Source organism: Nonlabens dokdonensis DSW-6 (assembly GCF_000332115.1).
Classification (GTDB): Bacteria; Bacteroidota; Bacteroidia; order Flavobacteriales; family Flavobacteriaceae; genus Nonlabens; species Nonlabens dokdonensis.
Genome location: NC_020156.1, coordinates 2,549,284 through 2,572,699, shown reverse-complemented (window position 1 = coordinate 2,572,699; position 23,416 = coordinate 2,549,284). Strand labels below are relative to the sequence as shown.

Sequence of the window (23,416 nt, the reverse complement as noted above, 5' to 3'; positions counted from 1 at the left end):
TAGTTTTTAATTTCCAATATTTATATGAATATAAGTTCTAATTTCCCATTCTGTACCGTCAGGAAATCCAACTGGGCTAATGGGTGGTGCACCAAATGGAGGGGCTACATTAGGAGAATATCTTGGGGAAAATTCATTCATTGTTCTCCATGTTCCTCTAATACCAACTACGGTGCTTGGTAATATAAACCAATCAGGTTTTCCTAGTGATGTTGAGACATCTAGCATTAATTGTACAGGATAAGTTAAGTTAAAATCCCTATGGTAATCGAAAGGTCCCCAATCATTAAATTTAAAATGAGTTTGTACCATCATTTTATTGTAGATCATTCTGACATCACCACCATATCTTTTAATTAATCTTTCACTATCTCCATTTGCTTGGCCATTTCCGTAAAAGAAATTTCCGATAATTCCTAAATTAGGACTTAATTTAGAAACCATACGCGTGTGCGCTTCCCATAAATCTTCTGCAGGAGCAGAATTTGGAAATGCAAAGAAAGTACGATCTGCTTGAAAACCAATGTGAGCATCCTGAGTGGTAGGTAAATGACGAAATACGAAACCTGCGCTCATTGCAAATTTTGCATCTTCTGCCCTATCGTTATTCCACTCATACATCCATGTTCCGGGAGTTGGGTCAAAAGTTATTAAGATTTCACCAGCGGTTGTTTCTCTATTGCCTCTTACAGCAAACGGATCATCAATCACATTTCTTAACCTTCCTGGAGCTCCTACATCGTTAGGCATAGGATCTACTAGTGGTTGTTGCCATAGGAAGTTAGGTGCAATTTGAAAATTCCCTAAGGTGTAGGTCATACCAGCTAAGAAATTAGACTGATTTCCACTACCATTATCTCTTAACTTCCATCCAGTAAAGGTTTGCGTTTGATCTGCTCCTCCATTTGCTACAAGTCCCATTACACCACCTTGAACATAAGCGTTAAATTTTCCACCTTGATAAGTAATCTTTCCTTTTCCTCCCCAATTATCCTTGGATGATACAATGTCATCAAAGACAGTATAATTCCCTGAGGAACCAGTAACATCTTGATATGTTGTTCCGTTTAATGGACTTCCAGCCCAGATACCACCTAAAGTAAATCCGAAAGCACCTATTTCTCGTTCTAAAACTAGCGTAGCTCTTTCTGTCGGAAAAGCTGGAATAATACCACTTCTTACTTGATTTTGATCAAGAACACGTCGTCCAGTTTCATCTAATTCAATATCTGTTTCAAAATCTCTGTGATAAATACCAGTTACACCCCATTGACCCACTTTTCTACTATACTTTATTAATGCAGTAGGATTTGCGCCCCACCAAAGCTGAGGCCCAAAGGCTGCTTTAACTCCTTCAGCAACTCCTTTACCATCAACTTCAAATCCTAAGATTTCACCTCCGTAAATATCAAGGTTAGGCCCATAGTTTGCTTCAGGATATAAAGCAAAGAAATCACCTTCATAACCCCAATGATAATGACCGGTACGGTAGAAACCTCTGAGGTCAAAATCTTTAGCGTTCCACTCAAACTCTGCGTCATATACATTCACGCGGTTTACGTCGTTTTCTATAACTTGTTGACCATTGGAGTCTAAAGAAAAAATTGGTCGAGCCCTATTCTCATAAAAGATTTCATCAATTGGATTTTCAGCGACCTTTCCTATTATATTAAAATTCACATTAGCTCTCATATTAGAAGCTGGTTTTCCTTCAATCCCGACAAAATAGGATTGCATGTGATCGAAACCTAATTGATTTGGAAAGACTTGCGAATCAGGATCCGGTGTGTCAGGAGTAGTGATGAGACTTCCTCCAGTGTTGAACGTGGTGAACCTAGCACTTAACCTACTAATTCTCAATTTTTCAGAATCTCCACCTCCTAATGCTGCTTTATCACCTCTTGCGCGTAAAACCGCATCCATTAATTCTATATTTTCAAAATGACTTTGCAAATTTGCCGCACTCAATCCATCTTTATAAGGGTCGAGTTCGTGTACTTCTTTCAAAGCATAGTAAGCTGCACGTGGATATAGATCATATAAACCGCTCTCGTTTGGACGACCCTTTGCACAGACTCCAAACCATTCTTCGTTCATATTTTTTGAACCATCCTTTGAATCTATATTATAACCAGCACTCGTCCAAATGGCTTCCGTATTATGAATATCTAAGTCTTCAGTTTGTCCATCTTTCCACCATCCATCTGCCCATTGGAAAGTAAATCCTCCTAGAGAGTTACCAGCTTTTCCAAGTCCGGATGCATTAGCATATATCTCCTTCCAGTTTTCCACCATGTAGTAAGCTTGCATCTTTTGATCTTCCTTATTTGAAATAGCGTTAAAAGCATCAGAACCAAACTCAGCAAACATCATTGGTTTATTTAATTTTTGCTTTACTACTTCAAACGCATCTCCAAAAGATTCGCCGCGATACATGTTGGTAGCGTATATATCGAGATCAGTTACATGTTCAGCAACTAAATCTATATATAGTAAATCTCCATTACATATAGCTATAGGATGACTTGAATCTATTTTTTTCATCTCTACTATAGCCTCATTCATAACTTTGTACATAGCTCTTGCACGAGTAATTACTGTTCCCTCAGTTTCAACAGGAATATCCTCAGTAGCGGCGCCACCCCATGAAAGACCATAATTATTCTCATTACCCAACATGAATAATAATAGACCAGGAGTATCTTTAAACTCATTAGTCATATTAATAGCTTCTTGAATTAGAAATTTTCTTGCCCTTGGATCGGCATATTCTGTATTAGACATCCATGCTCCATCTAAAGTCAACCCATAGCGACCAAATGAATGATTGATCATTGTATAAATACCATAGTTCTTATAAATATACTCAACCCATTTAGGTTGAATACCAGTATAAACACGAATGGTGTTCACTCCCATATTTTTTAACAATCCCATCTCACTTTCAAGAGCCGCTTCGATAAAATCATCTGGTTGAGCCCAGAAATTATAAGAGTAATTAGTACCGATAGGAACGTAATCCCAGTTCATTCCATTTATGATAAATGGCTTTCCATCTACTAACAGTGTTTGTCCATTCGCACTTTCTAAAATAGATACTCTCTGACTCTGAGAAAAAACAGATACTACAGACAGTAGCAAAGTCATCGTTAAAAAGAAATTCTTCATAAATAATGTTTTAAAAAAAGATTGGTTTTATGGTATCAAAAAATGATCGTTTTCTGACAGTTAAATATAACCGTAGCAGTTAAAAAAAATCTAAATAGCCTCCACAACAAAAAATATACAAAAAGAAATTTTTGTTCAGAAATTATAAATTATTTAAGAAATAAGACCAAACCATTGAATTTCAATATTTTAAAATAAATAAGAATACTGAAGGAAAAACTATTTGATTCAAATGATGTAGTAATGATGAGTTAGATCATCCTTTTAAAAGAAAGAATTAAATCTCAACAATGTAACTAGTTAAGCTCTCTTCTCGGCTTAAAGCCAATTTTTTACGCAAACGATATCGTTTTATTTCAACACTACGAGGTGAAATATTAAGAAGTGGTGCTATTTCCTTAGAAGATAAATTGAGTCGTAGATAAACACAAAGTCTAAGATCTCCAGAACTTAATGAAGGATGTAATTCCTTTATTTTTTTGAAAAAATCTTTATCGGCATTATTAAATGCTTCTTCAAATGTGAGCCAATCTTGTTTGCTATTCAAATTCTTATCAAGCATCTTTTTCAAAGACTTTGATTCTTTGGTCTTTGGTAAGTTCTCTAATTCTGATTTTAATTCATTTAAGGTCTCATTTTTCTTTATCATCGCCATGGTAGAAATAGCTAGCTCTCTATTTCTATGTTCGATATCGCTTCTCAATTTAGCATTCCTTAATTCAACTAAATTCTTTTCTATTGTCAGGTTATTAAGTTCAAGCTCTTTTTGTTGTTTTTGAAGAGCATACTCTCGTTGTCGTTTAAAGTACCATATATACGCAAGGTTTAAACCAATAATTAAGAGAGCGAGAAGAACAACGTACAGCAGTATAGCACCAGTGGTTAAATAGTAAGGTCGAGCGATTGAGAATTCTTGCTGAGCGGTGTTTTGACTCACAACTGAATTAACTCTTGACTTCACTTCAAAAATATAATCTCCGTAGCTTAAATTTTTAAATCTAATATCATTCAATTTAGTCCAGTTGCTCCATTCATCATACTGACCGATTAATCTGTATTTATACTCAATATTACTTAGTGTATTGTAATAAGGTGTTGAGAATCCTATTTCAGTAACATTATTTGAATATGGTATTTCAATAGGCTCCTTTAGGTCTAAGGCGATTGCATTATTCTTATCATACTTCTTAATTGTATTTATATAAACCTGATGATCTCTACTATACTTATAGCCTTCATCAACTGTCGTATAACCATAGGATGTACCAATTAAATATAGTTTTGAACCTACTTTGGTTAAATTTTCGTAACCGATTTTTTCTCTTCTTAATTCAAACGTCAAAGGAATACTTTCTATGTCATAACTACCATTGATAACCTCAATATTAATTTTTTGAATACCTTCTTTATTGAAAATCCAGAGGTAGCCATCATTTTTTATAAATGTACCAGAAGTATATTTGTTTTTAGATACGAGCTTGCTTAGCCCTTCATTTTTAAGGAATTTCTCATCAGACTTTTCTTTAATATAAATAGCATCACGTTTTGAGAAGAAAATTCTATCATTATAAACAGTGATGTCAGAACCTATTCCTTTACCTAATTCATTAATTTTTTGAGATTCTACTAACTTGGAATAGTTTTCATCAATTTTTAATTGAAAAACACCTTTATACTCGTGATTTACATAGACGTAATCATCTTGTACTACGACATCTTTTGAACTTATCTTGAAGCCTTCAATGTTATTTTTAAATGTCCATTCATTGGCTGAAAACTCCAATACTTGAAGACCTTTATAAGTTCCTACAAGTATCAAATCATCGTAATCTGGAATAGATAGAACCTCCCATGCTCCATTAGTGCCTTTAATATAATCTGCTTCAGATTTTTTAATTTCAAAAACCCCTAAATGATGACTGCATAATACAGAATCCCCTACTTTATCTATAGACCAGACTTGGCCTTGAGTTCCTTCTATAAAAACGAAATTATCAGAAAGTTTTTCTTTGTAAAAAAGACCTTGATTAGTTCCTAAGTATAAATAATCATCATCTTGAAACGATGCATAGATAGTTCCCAACTCACCATCTTTATCGTGAAACATCCTGTATGGAGATTCTATGTTAATAGAGCTGAGACCATTGTCTAATGCAAGCCAAACATTTTTGGCACTATCCTCAAAGACATACAAGCAGGTGTTATTGAGCAAACCATCGCTTTGATCCATGGCATAATTTACTTTACCATCTAAAGACATAGAAATAATTCCATGAGAAATGGTACCTAACATAAGGGTACTATCACTTAGTAAAGATGCACTGTAGACTGTTATTTGTTCGTCAAATTTAGAAGATGCGGTTTTTTCTACCACGCCATCATGATACTCGTAAATATCTGCGTACTGAGTAACTATATAAACTTTAGAATCGAACTCATACACCAGAACAACTGTTTCATTTTTAAAAAAATCAACTGCTCCTTGTAATTCAGATTTCCCATCGATTACCTGAAATAAACCAACGCCCAAAACATGGTAATAGTAAGAATCACCTACCTCAAAAAATTTGTTGATTTCAACTTGTTCAGCGATTTGTGTTACTTGACCATTTTCTTTATTGTAAGAATATACATGGCTTAGTGATTGAAAGAGCACATAATCCTCCTTAACAATAATGTTCCAAAACTGTTCATCTTCTTGTAGCTTAAAATTAGACTCTTGAATTATTGAAGTGTATTTTAAAGTGCCAGTGCTATCGCGCAACCAATAACCAAAATCCATGTAACATCCAGTATATATGCGATCACCTTGGGTTTTTACCGATCGCATAATACTCTCATTAGGAGTTTTATATAATGTCCATTGAGAGCCGTTATATTCTAGAAGACCTTTATTATTTGCTACATAAATAAAATGATCATTTGACTCACTGATCATCCAGTTTTGATTCCCTGCTTGATAGGTAGATGGCTCGTAATTATTAAGAGAAGGCAATTCCTGACCACTAGTGAAGTAAGCACAAATAACAACTAAAAAAAGAATGAGATGTTTCAAAAGTTACATTTTACCCAAATATAGGTAAAAATACAACACATCATTTGTATTACAAATTCATAGTAAAAACGATTCTATACTCTGGTTTTCAGCACATTGTGTAACACAATAAACTAAACACTTTACTGCTTCACTAGCTCTTATTGAAACCTCTTAGCTTAATTGCAGTAAGTACTTTCTTTGTATAAAGTGGGAAATCGGCATTTTGAATCCAGCTGTAGTAACCTGGCTCACTCTCAAGCACATCAACAATACGTTTCCCTTTATGTTTTCCAAAATTAAAACACTCTTCTCCTTTACTATTAAATGCGAGCATTCCAGCAAAATCTACGGGCTTTCTACGTGTAGAAAATTCCGCTAGAGATTTCATGTTATTTTCTAATTCTGGATAACGGTCTAACTGACCTTTTAAAACCTCGTAAGTAGCAATTGTATCTGCCTCAGCGCTGTGAGCATCTGTTAAATCTTTGTCACAGTAAAATTTATACGCAGCAACTAGCGTACGTTGCTCCATCTTATGAAAGATATTTTGAACATCGATAGCATTTCTATTTCCCATGTCAAAATCAACATCAGCTCTCAACATTTCCTCAGCTAGCAATGGTATGTCAAATCTATTAGAATTGAACCCTGCAAGGTCTGAATCTTTGATAATATTAAAAACCTCATGAGCTCGTTCCTTAAACGTAGGAGCATCTTTTACCATTTCATCAGTAATTCCATGAACGGCTGTTGTTTCTGCAGGAATAGGAACCGTAGGATTAACTTTAAATGTAAACGTTTTTTCATCACCATTAGGGAAGACCTTGTGGATGGATATTTCTACAATTCTATCTTTCGAAATATTGGTTCCTGTTGTCTCTAAATCAAAAAAACAGATAGGTCTAGTAAGTTGAAGTTTCATATTGAATAATCGTTTTGAATTTAAAGTTTCTCGCTTTCGCGAAAGCGGAATCTCCACCATCACAAAATAGAAAATTACTATTTTTACAAATATAAGTTTGCGTAATTAAGTAAGGCATACAATTTGAACTCTTTTACAAAATCAAGTCATGAAATTTATTACTGTCATCTTTTTGTTTCTTTTTACAGCACCTTTTCAAAATTCTCACAAAGGGATCGAGATAAGCATACGCAAAGAACGCCGAAGCATCGTATACGTGGCAGAAAATATTACAGATCAAGATCTGGACCTGTTTTTTAGAGTAGAAAGTGAAGGTTTTAGAAGGCGCGCAGACCGACCTATGATCAAAACGATTCCAGCAAAAACTAAAGTGGATCTCATAGAATTAATTCCTCTTAAGAATGCTGACACAACCCATACTTACATGGCAATCGTTACCGAAAAGGAAAATAGTCTATCCTTTAAAAAGTCAGACTCTGTAACAAAACAAGTGCGACGCAGTGTTCCTAAAAAAAATTAATCTACAACTTCTCTTTTGAATAATTCCTTTCTTAAAATGATTAATAAAAGGAGGAAGTAGAATATATAATTGCCCAAATACGCAATAACTACACCTTCTTCTTGATATTGTTTAATGAAAACTAGGGCGAGTAAGTAGAAGGACAGAATACTTAATACCTCAGCGATTAGGTATCTTTTTAAATCGTTAAGAGCGATAAATCTAAATGCCATTACGGTGGTAATCACCTTGATAAAATCTCCTAAAAGCTGCCATTTAAATAGAGCGCTTGCTGGTTCAAATTCTTCTGAAAACAGAACTGCAATAATAAAATCTCTAAATAAGTAAACACCTAGAAGACCTAAAAAAACTAACGGTAAAATATTTTTATAAAAAGCCATTATAGTTTTCTTGTAATTACTAGTACTAGCATCTTTACTCAAACTAGGTAATACATAAAGACTAATTAAACTGGTTACAAAAAGCATGTAATGTCCAGAAATACGCACAACCGCTTCCCACAATCCAGCAGCCTCATCACTTACTTCTACCCTTACTTGATCTCTAACTAATATATTAACTAACGGTATCAACAGTGCACTCACCAGCGCCATGACACTATATTTAAGTAATTGCTTACTTGTTTTTTTATCAAAATTAAATTGTAATAATTCTTTTAATCTAATCGTAACGTTCTTTTGTAGACTCCAATAAAAAACAGCCACAAAACACTGCAAAAAAGGAACAATAGCAAGAGCATACAACGCACCTTCTAGATTGTATTGAAATGCCAGATATGCCGAAAAGCAAAAAACTAAAAGACTGACAACGATATTAAGAGTGATGAATTTTTTATACCATTCCAGTCCTTGCATCATGCTCGTAACAAAAACAAACACCACATAAAACGGCAAAGAAACAGCTATCAATTTAAAAGCTAGTGAAAAATCAACATCTGTTGCAATCAGTTGCTCATCAAGCCAAGGAGCAAAAATAAAAATTGCTACAGCTGCAATTATACTAGCACTGAAACTTAAAACCCAGCTAGTGTTATAGGTTCTTTTTAGTGCAGTAGAATCTTCTTGAAATTGTGCAGTGTTTTTTACCAGTCCGTTTTCAAGACCTAACACTGAAAAACTGAGCAAACCTTGCATAAAGTTGCGCAGGTTTCCTAAAATTCCCATTCCAGCAGCACCTACAAAGTTAGCTAGTATCCAGGACATGATTGCTCCAGTACCTATTTTTATAAAAACGTGAATGGAGTTAAAACCAGCTAACTTGAGCAGTACGTTTTTATTAAGTTGATGAAGTAGTCTCTTCATTTAATAAGCATTTACAGCACTTACAATACGCTCTAGTTGATCATCTGTCAATAGTGGATGACATGGTAAACTTACCTCTGTACGATGAAATTCTTCGGTGATAGGAAAAGACAACTTATTAAATTGTTCTAGAGCCTTTTGATGATGCGGCGGCACTTCATAATGTATGCTCGTGCCTATTCCTATGTGATCGAGATAATCTATAAAAACACGCCTGTTTTGCACACAAACTGGAAAAACATGCATGGCATTATTTGATAAGAAATCATTATCGAGCAGTCTGACTTTTTCATTTTTTAAACTGTCGTAATAATATTTTGCGATCTCATTTCTACGATTATTGTCGCTATCAAGAAACGGTAATCTATTTATTAAAAAACCTGCTTGTAATGGATCAAGTCTTGAATTTACTCCTAAGACATCGTTTACAAATCGGCTATCACGGCCGTAATTAGCAATCTTACGACACATATTGGCGAGCTCGAGATCATTTGTAGTTATTGCTCCGGCGTCACCTATAGCTCCTAAATTTTTAGTGGGATAAAATGAGAAGGCACTCGCTCTAGCTATATTTCCAGATTTTATACCGCTATTGTTTGTAGCGCCGTGAGATTGTGCAGTATCGCAATAGATGTTTATGTTATTCGCTTTCGCGAAAGCGTACACCTCATCCTCCACCAGTTTGCCGTAGATATCTACGACTACAATAGCATCATAAGAAATAGTTGTTTTTTCTAAAACAGAAGCCGTTAATATCAACTCCTCTACGTCTACAGGAATAGGTTGTAATCCGGCATGAATGATACTTAAAAATGTGGCGATATACGTATGAGCAGGCACCAAAATACGGGCGTTCTTAGGCAAATTCCCCAGCGCGATCTCTGATTTAAGAATAATGGTGAGTGCATCAAGTCCATTACCTGTTCCTATACAATTAGATGCGCCGCAGTATACGCCAAACTTGTTTTCGAAATCCCCAACCCAATCTCCACCTATAAAACGTCCCGAAGCATGAATTTGCTCAAAAACATTTAAATCTTGCTCTTTGAATCTGTCGTTCAAAGGCTTGAGATCTAAATATGGAATGTAGGGTTGATTCATTTTATGGTTTGCTTGTTAACGAATATAATACAAGAAAAGTGCATTAACTAAATGCTTCCACGATGTCTTGTAAATTTCCAGCGATTGCAATACCAGTCATGACAAAGAGAAATATGTTGATTCCTAAACCTACGTACTTTTTCCAGTGGTAGACTTCTTTGATACTTAAAACACTAAAAATCACCCCTAAAATGACCGTTACAAAATACAAGGTCATTAAGTAACCAGTAATATCATTGATATTATTATTGGACGTTCTTGTCGTTTGTGAGAGTACAGTAAATACTGCCAGCAGCAAACAAGAAATTATGGAGAAATGAAAGGATTTTTTTGTGTACTTCATTGGTTGTAATTATGCTGCAAACATAACGCCTTTTAAAATTATAGATAACACTACTTAACAGTGCTTAACTGGATCCTAACATGACTTACTTCTCTATAGGCGTAAATTTGTATCATCATAAGATTAGAAGTAACTGTTTAGATTATTGAATTAGCCTTTATTAATGATAAGCAACTGAAGATATTATGAAAAAGAAAAAGTTAAGTTTGGTTGAATAACCACTGGTGATAAGTGTTTGATAGCGTCTTATTATCGGTGGTTTTTTCTATTTATAGGTTTTAACAAGTCGCATCACTTCTTGCATTTTGCCGCCTAACTGTTTTTTAAAACGCAACAGCCCTTTATTTATAGAACCGTTATCTTCATTTACAGGTCCTAGGTCCATAAAATGAAAACCTAGTTTCTTGTATTCTTTCATCGCTTCCATGTAAAGATATCCTACCGCATCAGTCTTCATTCCTAAAGCCGTAGATGCCGCATATTGAGATTTGATTATAGTTCCTTTTATAAAAAATGTAATTCCAGCTAGCAGCTTGTTCTCGCGATATAAATTATGCTGAATAATTTTTTTAGGAAAACGAGAAGCTAATAATTCTATTTCTTCAAGATTATGAACTGGTGCAGCATCATGCCTGACATTAAGTGAAGGAACGAGCACTTCTTCCCAAAAAGACTTAAAATCATGATCTCGTTGTATTCTAAATCCGTCAAATTTTCCATTGCGATAACCTACAGTCTTTTTAGGTGAAAAGTCTATTTCTTCTTGTAAGTCAACAAATAAATAATTGGACACTCGTTCTTTTTGAAATCCATTAACTTGTAGTTTGGAAAGTAGTATTCCGTCAGAATCTTGATTGTAAAAATCTGGAAGTAGATTAAATTCCGCTTTCGCGAAAGCGGAAACATTTAAATGATCTAAGACTGCATCTAATACCGTAGCTTGATTATTTCTACGTGCTACAGGCATTCCATAAGTTAAACCTCTATGACTATAAAATGAATCTTCTTTTACATGAGCAGGAACAACGCCTATCAACGCATCATCTTCAAAGATCATTAAACTATGATCTTGAAATCGATCACTATGATAATCCATGAAATTGCGATCAAACAAAAAAGTATTGAGATCACACTTTTTTAAGAAGGCATTCCATGCAGCAGCATTCTCTGAAAGGTATTTTTGAACTGTAATTTTCAAGTAGGTAAATTCTATACCAAATGTAATGACTATTACAGATATTCAAGAGTTTCTTGAGAAATGGTTTTTGATGTAAGCTTTGTTTTAAGGATTCCAGGATCAATCAAAATAAAAAATCCTCCGTTTTTATAACAGAGGATTTAAATATATAAAAAACAAAAAATTATTTTTTCTTCTTCTTTTGTTCTTCTTGTTGCGCCTGGGCTTGCTCCATGATCTCTGCCATTTTGCTAGCAAATTTCCCTTTCTTTTTCTTAGGTTTTGCTTTAGCTTTTTCAATTTTGGCAAGAACCTTATCCTTATCAATAATAACATGCTTGATGACAAGCATGATACCAATGGTAATTAAGTTGGATATAAAGTAGTACAATGATAAACCACTGGCATAATTATTAAAGAAAACAAGCATAAACAATGGAGACAGGTACATGATAAATTTCATGTTAGGCATTCCAGGTTGCTGGCTGGCTTGCATATTCTGTCCTGTAGTCATTTGCATGTAAAAGAAAATAGAAATCGATGCTAATATTGGGAATAAACTCACATGGTCTCCATAAAATGGGATCTTAAATGGTAAACTTATGATCTCATCATAACTTGATAAATCGTCTGCCCAAAGGAAGCTTTTTTGTCTTAATTCAAACGCTGTCGGGAAGAATTTAAAGAGTGCAAAGAACACAGGCATTTGAAGTAACGCTGGCAAACAACCACTCAAAGGACTTGCTCCAGCCTCGCTTTGTACCTTCATGGTCTCTTGCTGCTTTTTCATTGCATTATCCTTGTACTTCTCTGCAATTTTATTGATCTCTGGACGCAGTATTTTCATTTTGGCCTGAGTCAAATAACTCTTATACAATACTGGAGACAACACTAGTCTTACACAAACAGTCAATAAGATAATTGCAATACCATAAGGAATACCAGCTCCTTTAACAGGATGACTTAAAAGCGTAAACAATGGACGGATCGCCCATTCATTAATAACACCGAAAATTCCCCAGCCTAAATCTACAACCTCATCTAAATTGCGGTCATATCCATCTAGAATTTCATAATCTGTAGGACCAAAATACCAGTCCATATTATAAACTAATTCCCCACCAGAATACTCTAGTTGTGCAGTAGTCATAAACTTTTTAGTCAATACCGTTTGCTCATCATTTGCAGAATAATTGTTGTAAGTTTCAATTACTCCAGATTTAAATGGAGTATCAGTTAATAAGATAGAAGAAAAGAAATGCTGTTTATAAGCTATGTAGGTAATTTTTTCTGCTTCTTCTTCAGCAAGTTCTCCTTGACCTGTGTAATCATCGCTACCATCATCGTACTCAAATTTTGCTTCAGTATAACGACTTTCATTATCCATTCCTTTTGAACGACGGTAGCCTTGTAATTCCCAATTAAGAGCTACCTCTTCTGAGGTATTTGCAACCTGAGATAAACCTTGAGATCTAATATTGAAATCCAGCATGTAGTCTTCTGGCTTCATCTCATAACGAAACTCTAATGAAGCACCGCTTGCAGGATTTGCTTTAAGACTTAAAACTTTGTTATTACCATTCATGGACTCTTGAGCAGTAAAAATCATATCTTGAGTATGAAGTGTACGGCCGTCTTTGGTCATAAATTTCAGGTCAAATTTATGGTCTCCACCTTTTACTAGATAAACTGGTAAGGAATCGTAGGTTTTGAATTTTTTTAATAAAGCCTCGCTGATATAAGCTCCTTTAGTATTGATTTTAAAATCTACTAAATCGTTATTAAATTGAATTTCTTCACCTGTATTGACCAACGGTGCAGAAATCGAATCGTTTGAAACTGCAGCGGTAGTAGCAGGAGATGCTGTTTGCGTAACTGTTTCAGTCGTTGGAACTTCTTCTTCAGCGGTTTGCGGTTCGTCTTGATTTCTTAAAAACATGAATGCTACTATCCCAAAAATGAGAGCTAGTCCTAGCATGCTTTTCCAATCCGTTTTTTGTTCTTCCATATTGCTGCCCTATCAGGCTGTTAATTTAATTTGGGGTACTAATTTTATCTCACTTTCGCCTTGAGCGATATTCAAATGGTTTTCTATAAAGAATTGATTATAAAATTCTTAAATATTATTTGGTTAACTTATAAGCTGCTGCTGCTTTCACAAACGATTTAAATAATGGGTGTGGAACAGCTACCGTACTCTTGTACTCTGGATGATACTGAACTCCAATGAACCATGGATGATCTTTTACCTCTATGGTCTCTACTAGATTTGATTTAGGGTTGATTCCCGTTGTTATCAAACCAGCATTTTCAAGTTGCTCTCTATAATCGTTATTGTATTCATACCTGTGTCTATGACGCTCACTTATCATAGCGGTTCCATAAATATCCTTTATTTTACCTTCCACTAATTTACAATCCCAAGCTCCTAAACGCATCGTGCCGCCCATGTCCAAAATATTCTTTTGATCTTCCATCAATGAAATAACTGGATTTGAAGTTTTCTCGTCCATTTCTATAGAGTTAGAGTCCTCAATCCCTAAAACGTTACGAGAATATTCAATTACTGCCATTTGCATTCCTAAACAAATTCCAAAGAAAGGTAATTTATTCTCTCGTGCGTATCGTACGGCTTCTATCTTCCCTTCGATACCGCGCTCTCCAAATCCAGGGGCAACAAGTACAGCATCTAAATGTGATAATTTTTTGCGTACATTCTCCACTTCTAAATACTCACTATGTATGGACTCAATCTTGACTTTAACTTCATTTGCAGCCCCAGCGTGGATAAATGCTTCTAAAATTGATTTATAAGAATCTTGAAGTTCTACATATTTACCTATTAGACCGATGGTAACAGTACTTTTAGGGTTTTTATGTCTTTGCACAAATTCATTCCAGCTTCTGAGGTCTGGATGCTCTTCTGTTTTAATTTGAAGATTTTTAATGACCACACGGTCTAAACCTTCTAAAAGCATTTTATTAGGAACATCGTAAATCGTTTCTACGTCTATAGACTGGATAACAGCTTCCTGTTTCACGTTACAAAAACGCGCTAATTTTATACGTATCTCATCAGAAAGTTCGTGCTCTGTACGACATACAAGAATATCTGCCTGTACTCCACTTTCCATTAAGGTTTTTACACTATGTTGGGTAGGTTTAGTTTTTAATTCTCCTGCAGCGCTTAAATATGGAATTAATGTCAAATGAATAACTAGTGAATTGTGTTCTCCTAATTCCCATTGAAGTTGTCTCACACTTTCAATGTAAGGTAACGACTCTATATCACCTACGGTTCCACCTATCTCGGTAATAATCACATCATAATCACCTGATTTCCCAAGAATTTGAATTCGCTCCTTGATTTCATCAGTGATATGAGGAATAACTTGAACCGTCTTACCTAAAAACTCACCACGTCGCTCTTTATTGATAACGCTTTGGTATATTCTTCCTGTGGTGACATTATTTGCTTGAGAAGTGTTTACATTTAAAAAGCGCTCGTAATGTCCTAAATCAAGATCAGTTTCTGCTCCATCTTCTGTGACATAACATTCTCCATGCTCGTAAGGATTAAGTGTTCCTGGATCTACGTTAATGTATGGATCTAGCTTTTGGATCGTTACTCTTAATCCTCTGGCTTGCAGTAATTTTGCAAGAGATGCTGCGATGATTCCTTTTCCTAAGGAAGAGGTTACACCACCTGTTACAAATATGTACTTAGCATTTGCCATAATTAGATTTTAAGCATTTTTTAAACAGCTGCAAAAGTAGGTATTTTGAATAAGAGAAACGAGAACTTTCTTATGGAAATGGTAATCTATAAACTGACAAAAGCCGACAGATTTTGTCGGCTTTTGTGAATTATTTTCTTTTTCTCTAGAATGAGCGATTGAAAAATACGTTGCTTAATTATCTTAAAAACATCTATTTGATGATAATCTTATCAGTAACCACACGATCTCCATCGGTTATTTTAACAAGATACATTCCAGCTGTGACGCCAGTTAAATTAATACTTTCATTAAAAGTGGACGACGTTTCATACTCATTTGTGAATACAGATCTCCCGCTCAAATCATAAACATCTACCTGTACAAGATCACTTATCGCATTATCAAAAAGAATATTGAAGGTTCCATTATTTGGATTTGGATAGATAGATAGATTTTCTAATTGAAAATCTTCATTACTAAGTGGTGTAATTGTCTTAACACAAACCTCTAAAGTCCAGCTATTCAATGTTCCTGCATCAGTATCTGCATTGTCCGAAATAGTTAATGTCCAGTCACCATTTGATGGCAAGTTCTCAAAAACACTGAAGGTTGATGAAGGGTCAAAAGTTCCTACTGTAGGCTGTCGACACAAAACTGGGCCAGCACCATCTTCAAACGTAGCCATCAAATCATTTTGATTAGCACATTCTCTATTCCACGCGAGAGCTACATTGTTAGAAGAAGGATCTGAAATACGAATGATCATATCTTGTATATAATTATGTGAAATATCTACTCCTAATTTAATGCTATCGACATCATCGGTGGTAGGAACATTGATTATACTAGAGATTCCTACTCTATCGTTATCTGGAATAGCTATGTTTAATGCTCCAGATTGATACGTTGTACAATTAATTTGAACACTTGCATTAATATTAAAATCACTTTGATTAATAGCAAAGAAAATATTTCCTGCACCTTCAACCATAATTCTACAATTAGTTGCTACAATTCCACCTGGAACAAGTAAATCGTAACTACCATTATTAGGCACTCCAGAAGCTAGTACGGTATCAAAAGTCACTCCTGCGTCTGTGGAGAGAAGTATGTTAACACTACTTGTGTTTACGGAGTTTGAGTCTGTTCCTGAAACATCCCACGTTATTGTCTCTGTGGTATTAGGTAACCAAACTATTCCACTATTACTTTGAGAAGTAACTCTAAAGGGACCAGCATTATTATCTACCTGAATTGTCATTTGATCTACAGAGGTTTGTCCACCTCGTGAATCATTGTCTCTAACAGTGAGTCTATAATTAATTTGTCTAGCCACTTCGGGCAATTTTTCCCATTGAGCGGAGAAACCACCATTTGCAACTATCCCTGGTAATCTTGGGATAATTCTATTAGGATTATCAGTTCCTTCAAAAGACCTAACTAAAGGACCGTCCAAATTATTACTTTGAGGTAATCCTGATGGACCCAAGTCAAATTGCTCCCATGTGTAAGTATGTGAAACGATACCATCTGCATCTGTAGAACTACCTTCTAATCTATATGGAGTTCCAGTAGGAATGGTATAATTAGGCCCTGCGTTTGCAACAGGTGCGCTATTTCCAGTAGGAATTTGCTGTGCACAAGTGCTCAAACCACTTGACACATTATTAAATATGCTTTCTAAACTTGTTTGATGAAAATAAGCGTCACTATTATTTTGAATATTTTGTGGAGGACAAATTCCAGCATAAGCCATTATAGTTGTTCCACTTGCAGGCTCATAAGCATTATTTGCAGACCTGTTTCCACCAGCACAATTTGCTGCATTTCCATTAAAAGTATGTGGCGCACCCATTTGATGTCCTATCTCGTGTGCTACAAAGTCTACATCAAAAGGATCACCTACCGGAGCTCCTCTTCCTGTTACACCTTGCGCTTTTCTATTAGTACATGGAGAAGCTAATGAGGCAAGACCACCACCACCAGTAGAGAATATATGACCTATGTCATAATTCCCAAAACCAATTATAGAGTCTATTGCATTTTGATTCTCACCTAGAATTGCACCAGCGCTGTTATTAGAAAAATTATCTGTGCCAATAGATATAAGCAAATCGTTGTTAGGAACAAATGTCATCGTTATACTTAAATCACGCTCATATATAAAATTATTTCTGGTCATAGTAACCACCATAGCGTCCATTACTGCCATTTTTTTAATGAGATCTGGAGCGCTAGGTTGTATTCCCGCTCGCATCCAGTGAAAACTAGAATATTCTACAGTTGTAGAAATTGCCAATCTAAAATCTCGTAGAACTCCGTCGTTTGCATTATTAATTTGATAAGGTGTTTGACTCAATGCATTTCTTTGGCTCGTGTTAAATTCTTCATCTACATGACATTCCCATCTATCTCCGTAATCAATTAGATCAGATTTTTTATAAACAACCACAGCATTATTGTCTTGTGTATAAGAATCTACAAATTGAGTTCCCAATTGCGGCGAAAACATCATACCATGAAACCCTTGAGATGTAATAGAAAAACGTATTTGATTTGAAGAGTCATTCACACTTTCTCCCACATAAGATCTTGTTTCTGAATATCTAGCTTGTAATTCAGGAGCCATGACACTAGCCTCTTTTATTCTAAAGGTTTGAATTCCGTTTGAGGTAGGATAATCGATTAATACGCCTGAAGGTAAATTAGACGCTCCTCTTTGCGGAGCATTTGAAAGTTTATTCTTAAGTGTAGTAAGATCTAATTGATAATAAGAAGCTACAGTAGGCTCCGTTTTTCTAGACCATTTTGCATCATTTTGTAATTGGGAAATATTCACAGGACTCCATGAAGATTTACTATTTTGAGCAGTAATAGGCATTATAAAACAAGTGCATAGAAAAAATGCCACTGCCAGGAATTTGTAATATTGGATCATTATAAATAAAATTTGATCAACAATAATAATAGAAATTCATCACAAAATTGTTTTATTCAGATAAGTATAACTTAATTTAAAACAATTATCTTGATGAAAGTTTTTGATATTCTTAAAGTTAAAAGATATCTCGCTTTCGCGAAAGCGGACTGAAAAAAATCAAATAGAATGAAAAATCAATGAGAAAACCTTTTTACATCTTTTTTTTAGTCCTATTGATAAGTTCTTGTACTACTAAGAATGAGATTACAAAAACTAATCAAAATCAAACCAATTGCCCTGATGATGGAAGCTGCATTACTACAATTATTGAGGATACTCAAGTCATTGTTAAGGTAGACGAGTATGGATATAGTTATCAGTCATTAGAGAAAAAAGAAGGAATACGGACCTTAAAATTTGAATACAACAGAAATCAAGAAATAAAATTAGCTGATGATTTTTACACCGAAATCATCTACATTCAAATTGATAAAAGCATCAAAAGTTTATCTCTAAAAGATGAATCACTGAAGGAAGCTGGAGTGCTATATGGAAGATTATGTTACTGTAGAGGCGCAACAGGCTTCTACCAAATAAACAAAGGCGATCTCAATTTACTTAAAACAGATCATGGTTATGATGTTTCTCTTGTATTTAAAGTAAATGAAGTCCCGCAAGTTATAACTGTAGTAAACGCGTCGTTTAATTTCTAGTCTTTGCTAGTATACTCACTCGTTTTAAAAAGCTCTTCCATTATTTTTATCTCCCATTGAGATTGAGCGTCTTTGATAGTTCCATGTCGAGTTTCTCGATCATAAGATTTTTGAGTAACTTGACGTTCTTTCTCAAATTTTCTGAAAATGAAATCCACTTCCTTTTTAGGATTCTTTTGCGGTACGTAATTTTGGTATGCTGCTCTCAATTTACGAGCGTATAACTCACTAATATCCCAATGCAATTGCTCATGTTTTAAAAGAGCCTCATTATTTTCGTTTTGGTTTTTCTTCCAGCTTAATTGAGGATAAAAGTAACTCTCTACAACAACTGAAACCGATAATTTACCATTTGTACTTTCACTAGTAAACGTATATCCTAAACTACTATTAACACTAGCACGGTAAATCGCATTTTTAGGTGGTACTCCTTTGAAGTCTTCCCAACTTAAAACTGGTCGTTCTTGATAGGTAAAACGCTCGGACGGTTCTCCTTCAAATAATAAAACGACTAATATAAAAGCAAAAAACAATTTCATTTAATTCCAGTTGAATACAATGTTTTTCTTAATATCTGGATGTAAACTATTTAAGACAGGACATGTATTTGCAACTCGTTCTAGAATTAATTGAGACCTTTTGTCGCATTGACCATTCATATCAAGTACAATATCAATTTGAGAAATCCTGCGTGGATTTGAGGCCATAATTTTAGCAATCTTAGCAACACTACCTTTCAATTCCTTTTCCATCTCTCTTGCCTTGATTCCCATGACAGTGAGCATGCAACTAGCAAGTGCCGTTGCCACAGTATCAGTAGGAGAAAAAGCTTCACCTTTACCGTTATTATCTACAGGCGCATCAGTTACAAAACTGTCGCTACTTTTCAAGTGCGTACACTCGCACCTTAAATCACCTTTATACTCAACGATTGCGGTCATTCTTCTGTATCAACTTTAAGATTGTTAATATCTAATTCTTTAATACTCAAATCTTCTTGATACTGTAAAAGATAAACGGCATCGTTATAGAAGCCTGCTAGAAACTTTTTAGAATAATCAAATTTATTCTCTGTCATCACTGTCTTACCATTTTTCATAGCGCTCTCATATAAATCAGAAGCGCTTGCCTGTCTCAATATGATATCAAGTGTAATATCAAATCCTCTTGTCGCATAAGAATTAGGTGTGATTTGATGTATGCTATAATACTTTTCAATAAATGAATTCGTATCTACACTTTCTTTGAACATTTGGGGAAATACATAATTTAATTTAGATAGTCTTATATTAGACAGTTCCATCTCTTCATAATTTCCTAAACCGAACATCGTTATTTTATGAGTATCTGTTTTCGCAGAATAATTTGTCACGGCGTCTGTAATGAAACCTACATTATCTACTGCAAGAACAATTACATTTTCTACATCTGGCTTCAATTGTTTGATATACTCTATACTAAAAATATAATTCTTCTTAGCATTTGGGACTAAGACATTTGCGGCAGGTAAAATGGTAGTAAATTCATTTTTTAACTCTTGGTTATTATTATCTGTAACAATTATCACATTCTTACCTTTTGCATATTCTATTAAGTATTCCTTGAGTTTATTTTTAAGAACTTCTTCTTCTGGTCTTGCTTGGAATAAGTTACGGTACAGCCTAACATCTGTAGAGGTAAGTGGAGAAACCACCGGAGTATTGAAAGATTTCAATTCTTTTGCGGTCTCGACAACATTTGTAGAAATAAGCGGTCCTATCACGGTATTGTAGTCTGCAAAATCAGTGGCGTCAAGAATATTCTTAGTTGCCTGAAGACTTTTTTGCGTATCAAAAATATCATGATCTACTGGTATCCCCATAGTATTTGCACTGTCGATTGCTATTTTCACACCACTATAGAAGTCTAGCGCTATACGCATAGCACGATCTTGTTTCAGATTATCTCGATCTGTATTTTCTCCATCGATTTTCTGAAGTGAAAATGGCAACATGATCGCAAGTCGCTGTCTTTCAAAATTGTTTAAACTATCTACTAAAGAAGCTATTTTGTTTGAATTCACCTTAGTTGGAACCTTAACGACCTCTTTTCCATAATTAGGGTTAGGATAAATGATTTTCATTCCTTCCTTTAGACCATCCTTTAACTTAGGATTCCATTGAATTAAAGAGTCTTCTGAGATTCCAGTCAATTTTTTAAGCGAGTACATTCCCATTTTCTTAGGAATGGTATATTCAATTAATTTTTGATTATCTATTTGTGTATCGTTTCCATCTTGACCAATGAGTTCTCCTTCATTTTGTACAGCATTTGATTTAGGAACATTCAATACCATTCCTGGTTTTAAATCTCCTATATTAGGATTGAGCTTTTTAAGATCTAAAACTTTGATCCCAAATTTAGTCGCAATACCGTACATTCCCTCGCCTTGCTTCACTTTGTACTTGCCATCTTCAAGCGGCACCTCAATAGCTGGAACTTCTTCTTTGTTAGGTTCTACAACAGTAAGTTCTACTTCTTCAAAAACAGGAATTTGAATGCGATCTCCTTTCTTCAGAGGATTAGAATACAATTCTTTATTTGCCTCTTTAATGTCTAACTCAGTAATTTCGTATTTTTTTGCTAGACTATACAAAGTTTCCTTGCGTCGTACACGATGCTTTTTGTATTTCTTTATTCTACGCTGAGTTAACACCTTATTTTGTGCCGGTATCAACAAAACTTGACCATATCTTAAACCTGAGCTTAAGTCTGGATTAAGTTCTAGTAATTGTTTAGAAGTTACCTTATACTTTTGAGTTAGTGTATAAATAGTTTCTCCTTGTGCTACAGTATGCTGCCTATAATTTTGCAGGATTGTTGCTTCCGCTTTCGCGAAAGCGAGACACATACATACTACTATTATAATATTTCTCATCATCTAATTATTCCCATTCAATGGTTGCTGGCGGCTTAGAGCTTATGTCATACACCACTCTATTAACGCCTTTTACTTTATTTATTATCTCATTACTGGTTGCCTGTAAAAACTCATAAGGCAAGTTTACCCAGTCTGCAGTCATTCCATCAGTGCTTTCTACCGCTCTAAGCGCGACACACTTTTCATAAGTGCGCTCATCTCCCATCACTCCTACGCTGTTTACTGGCAGTAAAATTGCACCTGCTTGCCATACTTTATCATATAAATCCCATTTCTTGAGGTTATTAATAAATACTGCATCTACTTCCTGGAGAATAGCTACTTTTTCTGCAGTAATATCTCCCAATATACGAATAGCTAGTCCAGGACCAGGAAAAGGATGTCTTCCTAAAAGCTCTGCAGCCATACCCATTGATTTACCTACTCTTCTCACTTCATCTTTAAACAACGCTTTTAAAGGCTCCACAATTTTCAATTTCATAAAATCTGGCAATCCACCTACATTGTGATGCGATTTAATTGTTGCACTAGGTCCTCCGGTTGCACTTACGCTTTCAATCACGTCAGGATAAATAGTTCCTTGAGCGAGCCAAGTCACATTTTTAACGTCATGAGCTTCATCATCAAAAACCTCTATAAAAACACGGCCTATTGCTTTACGTTTTAATTCTGGATCACTCTCACCAGCAAGGGCATCCATAAACCGTGCCGAAGCATCAACGCCTTTTACGTTTAAGCCCATACCTTCGTACTGTTTGAGTACCTGAGTAAATTCATCTTTACGTAGTAAACCATTATTTACAAATATGCAGTAGAGGTTCTCTCCTATCGCTTTGTGCAATAACATTGCCGCGACTGAAGAATCTACGCCTCCTGAAAGTCCTAGAACTACTCGGTCACCGCCTATCTGTTTTTGAAGTTTTTCTACGGTTTCTTCTACAAAACTATCTGGAGTCCAGTCTGGAGTAACTTTTGCAATTTTTATAAGGAAATTTTCTAAAAGTTTTTTACCATCTGTTGAGTGGTATACTTCTGGATGAAATTGAATTGCATAAGTTTGCTCTCCTTCTATTTTGTAGGCAACATTAGGAACGTCATTAGTACTTGCCAATAAAGTACTGTTAGAAGGTAACTTTTTTATGGTATCACTATGGCTCATCCATACCTGACTACCTACCTCAATTCCTTCTAGAAAAAGGTCTTCTTTTATAAAAGATAAATTGGCACGACCATACTCTCTTGTACTAGATGCACCTACTTCACCTCCATGAAAATGCGCTAAATATTGAGCGCCATAGCAAACACCTAATAAAGGTTTTTTACCACGTATTTCTTGTAAATCTATATGAAAAGCTGCTTCTGACCTGACCGACATCGGGCTTCCTGAAAGGATAATTGCTTTGTACGAATCTAGGTTAGCTGGTACTTTGTTAAAAGGATGAATTTCAGAATAGATGTTTAACTCTCTAACTCTACGCGCAATAAGCTGTGTGTATTGCGATCCAAAATCTAATATTAATATCTTGTCGTGTTGCATGAGCAAATTTACTTTTTTAAAAACTAAAGTTCCTTGAG

General features: G+C 35.0%; 17 protein-coding genes. 2 read left to right on the top strand and 15 right to left on the bottom strand.

The annotated features are described in order from the left end of the window. Window positions 1–6: 6 nt before the first annotated feature. The 4 genes from DDD_RS11235 to DDD_RS18015 all read right to left on the bottom strand — a co-directional run bounded on the left by DDD_RS11235 (window position 7) and on the right by DDD_RS18015 (window position 7,245). The gene (locus DDD_RS11235; protein ID WP_015362978.1) at window positions 7–3,168 is read right to left on the bottom strand and encodes a glycoside hydrolase family 2 TIM barrel-domain containing protein; all 3,162 of its coding nucleotides are present in this window, start codon (window positions 3,166–3,168) and stop codon (window positions 7–9) included. A 277-nt stretch (window positions 3,169–3,445) separates the two neighbouring features. Further along, entirely contained in the window at window positions 3,446–6,223 is a 2,778-nt protein-coding gene (locus DDD_RS11230; RefSeq protein WP_015362977.1) for a helix-turn-helix and ligand-binding sensor domain-containing protein, read from the bottom strand. Between the two features lie 133 nt (window positions 6,224–6,356). Beyond that, window positions 6,357–7,127 carry a 3'-5' exonuclease gene (locus tag DDD_RS11225; protein ID WP_015362976.1) on the bottom strand — a complete coding sequence of 257 codons (771 nt, stop codon included), beginning with the start codon at window positions 7,125–7,127 and terminating at the stop codon, window positions 6,357–6,359. After that, window positions 7,108–7,245, bottom strand: coding sequence for a hypothetical protein (locus DDD_RS18015; RefSeq protein ID WP_015362975.1), 138 nt, complete (start codon window positions 7,243–7,245; stop codon window positions 7,108–7,110). Before DDD_RS18015 ends, DDD_RS11225 begins: the two co-directional genes overlap by 20 nt. A gap of 30 nt (window positions 7,246–7,275) precedes the next feature. On the opposite strand from DDD_RS18015, the gene DDD_RS11220 reads away from it, so the two are divergent. Continuing rightward, on the top strand, window positions 7,276–7,647 hold the full coding sequence (locus DDD_RS11220) for a hypothetical protein (protein ID WP_015362974.1): 372 nt from the start codon (window positions 7,276–7,278) through the stop codon (window positions 7,645–7,647). Here the strand turns inward: DDD_RS11220 and DDD_RS11215 are convergent. From DDD_RS11215 to DDD_RS11185, 7 genes are all read right to left on the bottom strand, one after another. Then, window positions 7,644–8,948, bottom strand: a complete 1,305-nt coding sequence (locus tag DDD_RS11215; protein WP_015362973.1) for an O-antigen translocase — start codon at window positions 8,946–8,948, stop codon at window positions 7,644–7,646. The two genes, DDD_RS11220 and DDD_RS11215, sit on opposite strands and share 4 nt — an antisense overlap. Then, a complete protein-coding gene (locus tag DDD_RS11210; RefSeq protein ID WP_015362972.1) occupies window positions 8,949–10,049 on the bottom strand; it encodes a DegT/DnrJ/EryC1/StrS family aminotransferase in 1,101 nt (366 codons plus the stop codon). 43 nt (window positions 10,050–10,092) lie between these two features. Next, window positions 10,093–10,392, bottom strand: coding sequence for a hypothetical protein (locus DDD_RS11205; RefSeq protein WP_041567114.1), 300 nt, complete (start codon window positions 10,390–10,392; stop codon window positions 10,093–10,095). Window positions 10,393–10,657: 265 nt separating this feature from the next. Further along, window positions 10,658–11,590 carry a gamma-carotene hydroxylase gene (locus DDD_RS11200; protein WP_015362970.1) on the bottom strand — a complete coding sequence of 311 codons (933 nt, stop codon included), beginning with the start codon at window positions 11,588–11,590 and terminating at the stop codon, window positions 10,658–10,660. Between the two features lie 163 nt (window positions 11,591–11,753). Beyond that, window positions 11,754–13,577 carry a membrane protein insertase YidC gene (yidC, locus tag DDD_RS11195; RefSeq protein WP_015362969.1) on the bottom strand — a complete coding sequence of 608 codons (1,824 nt, stop codon included), beginning with the start codon at window positions 13,575–13,577 and terminating at the stop codon, window positions 11,754–11,756. Between the two features lie 115 nt (window positions 13,578–13,692). Further along, the gene (locus DDD_RS11190; RefSeq protein WP_015362968.1) at window positions 13,693–15,306 is read right to left on the bottom strand and encodes a CTP synthase; all 1,614 of its coding nucleotides are present in this window, start codon (window positions 15,304–15,306) and stop codon (window positions 13,693–13,695) included. A 193-nt stretch (window positions 15,307–15,499) separates the two neighbouring features. Next, window positions 15,500–18,199, bottom strand: a complete 2,700-nt coding sequence (locus DDD_RS11185) for a T9SS type A sorting domain-containing protein (RefSeq protein ID WP_158441687.1) — start codon at window positions 18,197–18,199, stop codon at window positions 15,500–15,502. 206 nt (window positions 18,200–18,405) lie between these two features. On the opposite strand from DDD_RS11185, the gene DDD_RS11180 reads away from it, so the two are divergent. Next, window positions 18,406–18,921 (top strand): hypothetical protein, encoded by a 516-nt coding sequence (locus DDD_RS11180; RefSeq protein ID WP_015362966.1) that lies wholly within the window; start codon window positions 18,406–18,408, stop codon window positions 18,919–18,921. Here DDD_RS11180 and DDD_RS11175 read toward each other — a convergent pair. The 4 genes from DDD_RS11175 to guaA are packed head-to-tail and all read right to left on the bottom strand — an operon-like array spanning window position 18,918 to window position 23,378. Next, on the bottom strand, window positions 18,918–19,460 hold the full coding sequence (locus tag DDD_RS11175) for a DUF922 domain-containing protein (protein ID WP_015362965.1): 543 nt from the start codon (window positions 19,458–19,460) through the stop codon (window positions 18,918–18,920). The two genes, DDD_RS11180 and DDD_RS11175, sit on opposite strands and share 4 nt — an antisense overlap. Further along, a complete protein-coding gene (locus tag DDD_RS11170) occupies window positions 19,461–19,862 on the bottom strand; it encodes an OsmC family protein (protein ID WP_015362964.1) in 402 nt (133 codons plus the stop codon). It abuts the gene before it with no gap. Next, on the bottom strand, window positions 19,859–21,838 hold the full coding sequence (locus DDD_RS11165) for an ABC transporter substrate-binding protein (protein WP_111474731.1): 1,980 nt from the start codon (window positions 21,836–21,838) through the stop codon (window positions 19,859–19,861). The genes DDD_RS11170 and DDD_RS11165 overlap by 4 nt, the downstream gene beginning before the upstream one ends. Window positions 21,839–21,845: 7 nt before the next feature. Then, window positions 21,846–23,378 carry a glutamine-hydrolyzing GMP synthase gene (gene guaA / locus DDD_RS11160; RefSeq protein WP_015362962.1) on the bottom strand — a complete coding sequence of 511 codons (1,533 nt, stop codon included), beginning with the start codon at window positions 23,376–23,378 and terminating at the stop codon, window positions 21,846–21,848. Window positions 23,379–23,416: the final 38 nt, after the last annotated feature.

Excerpts from the sequence above, each read along its gene's own strand:
- DDD_RS11235 (WP_015362978.1), bottom strand. The coding sequence starts at position 3,168 with ATGAAGAATTTCTTTTTAACGATGACTTTGCTACTGTCTGTAGTATCT.
- DDD_RS11225 (WP_015362976.1), bottom strand. The coding sequence starts at position 7,127 with ATGAAACTTCAACTTACTAGACCTATCTGTTTTTTTGATTTAGAGACA.
- DDD_RS18015 (WP_015362975.1), bottom strand. The coding sequence starts at position 7,245 with ATGCCTTACTTAATTACGCAAACTTATATTTGTAAAAATAGTAATTTT.
- DDD_RS11220 (WP_015362974.1), top strand. The coding sequence starts at position 7,276 with ATGAAATTTATTACTGTCATCTTTTTGTTTCTTTTTACAGCACCTTTT.
- DDD_RS11215 (WP_015362973.1), bottom strand. The coding sequence starts at position 8,948 with ATGAAGAGACTACTTCATCAACTTAATAAAAACGTACTGCTCAAGTTA.
- DDD_RS11210 (WP_015362972.1), bottom strand. The coding sequence starts at position 10,049 with ATGAATCAACCCTACATTCCATATTTAGATCTCAAGCCTTTGAACGAC.
- DDD_RS11205 (WP_041567114.1), bottom strand. The coding sequence starts at position 10,392 with ATGAAGTACACAAAAAAATCCTTTCATTTCTCCATAATTTCTTGTTTG.
- yidC (WP_015362969.1), bottom strand. The coding sequence starts at position 13,577 with ATGGAAGAACAAAAAACGGATTGGAAAAGCATGCTAGGACTAGCTCTC.
- DDD_RS11190 (WP_015362968.1), bottom strand. The coding sequence starts at position 15,306 with ATGGCAAATGCTAAGTACATATTTGTAACAGGTGGTGTAACCTCTTCC.
- DDD_RS11180 (WP_015362966.1), top strand. The coding sequence starts at position 18,406 with ATGAGAAAACCTTTTTACATCTTTTTTTTAGTCCTATTGATAAGTTCT.
- DDD_RS11175 (WP_015362965.1), bottom strand. The coding sequence starts at position 19,460 with ATGAAATTGTTTTTTGCTTTTATATTAGTCGTTTTATTATTTGAAGGA.
- DDD_RS11170 (WP_015362964.1), bottom strand. The coding sequence starts at position 19,862 with ATGACCGCAATCGTTGAGTATAAAGGTGATTTAAGGTGCGAGTGTACG.
- DDD_RS11165 (WP_111474731.1), bottom strand. The coding sequence starts at position 21,838 with ATGAGAAATATTATAATAGTAGTATGTATGTGTCTCGCTTTCGCGAAA.
- guaA (WP_015362962.1), bottom strand. The coding sequence starts at position 23,378 with ATGCAACACGACAAGATATTAATATTAGATTTTGGATCGCAATACACA.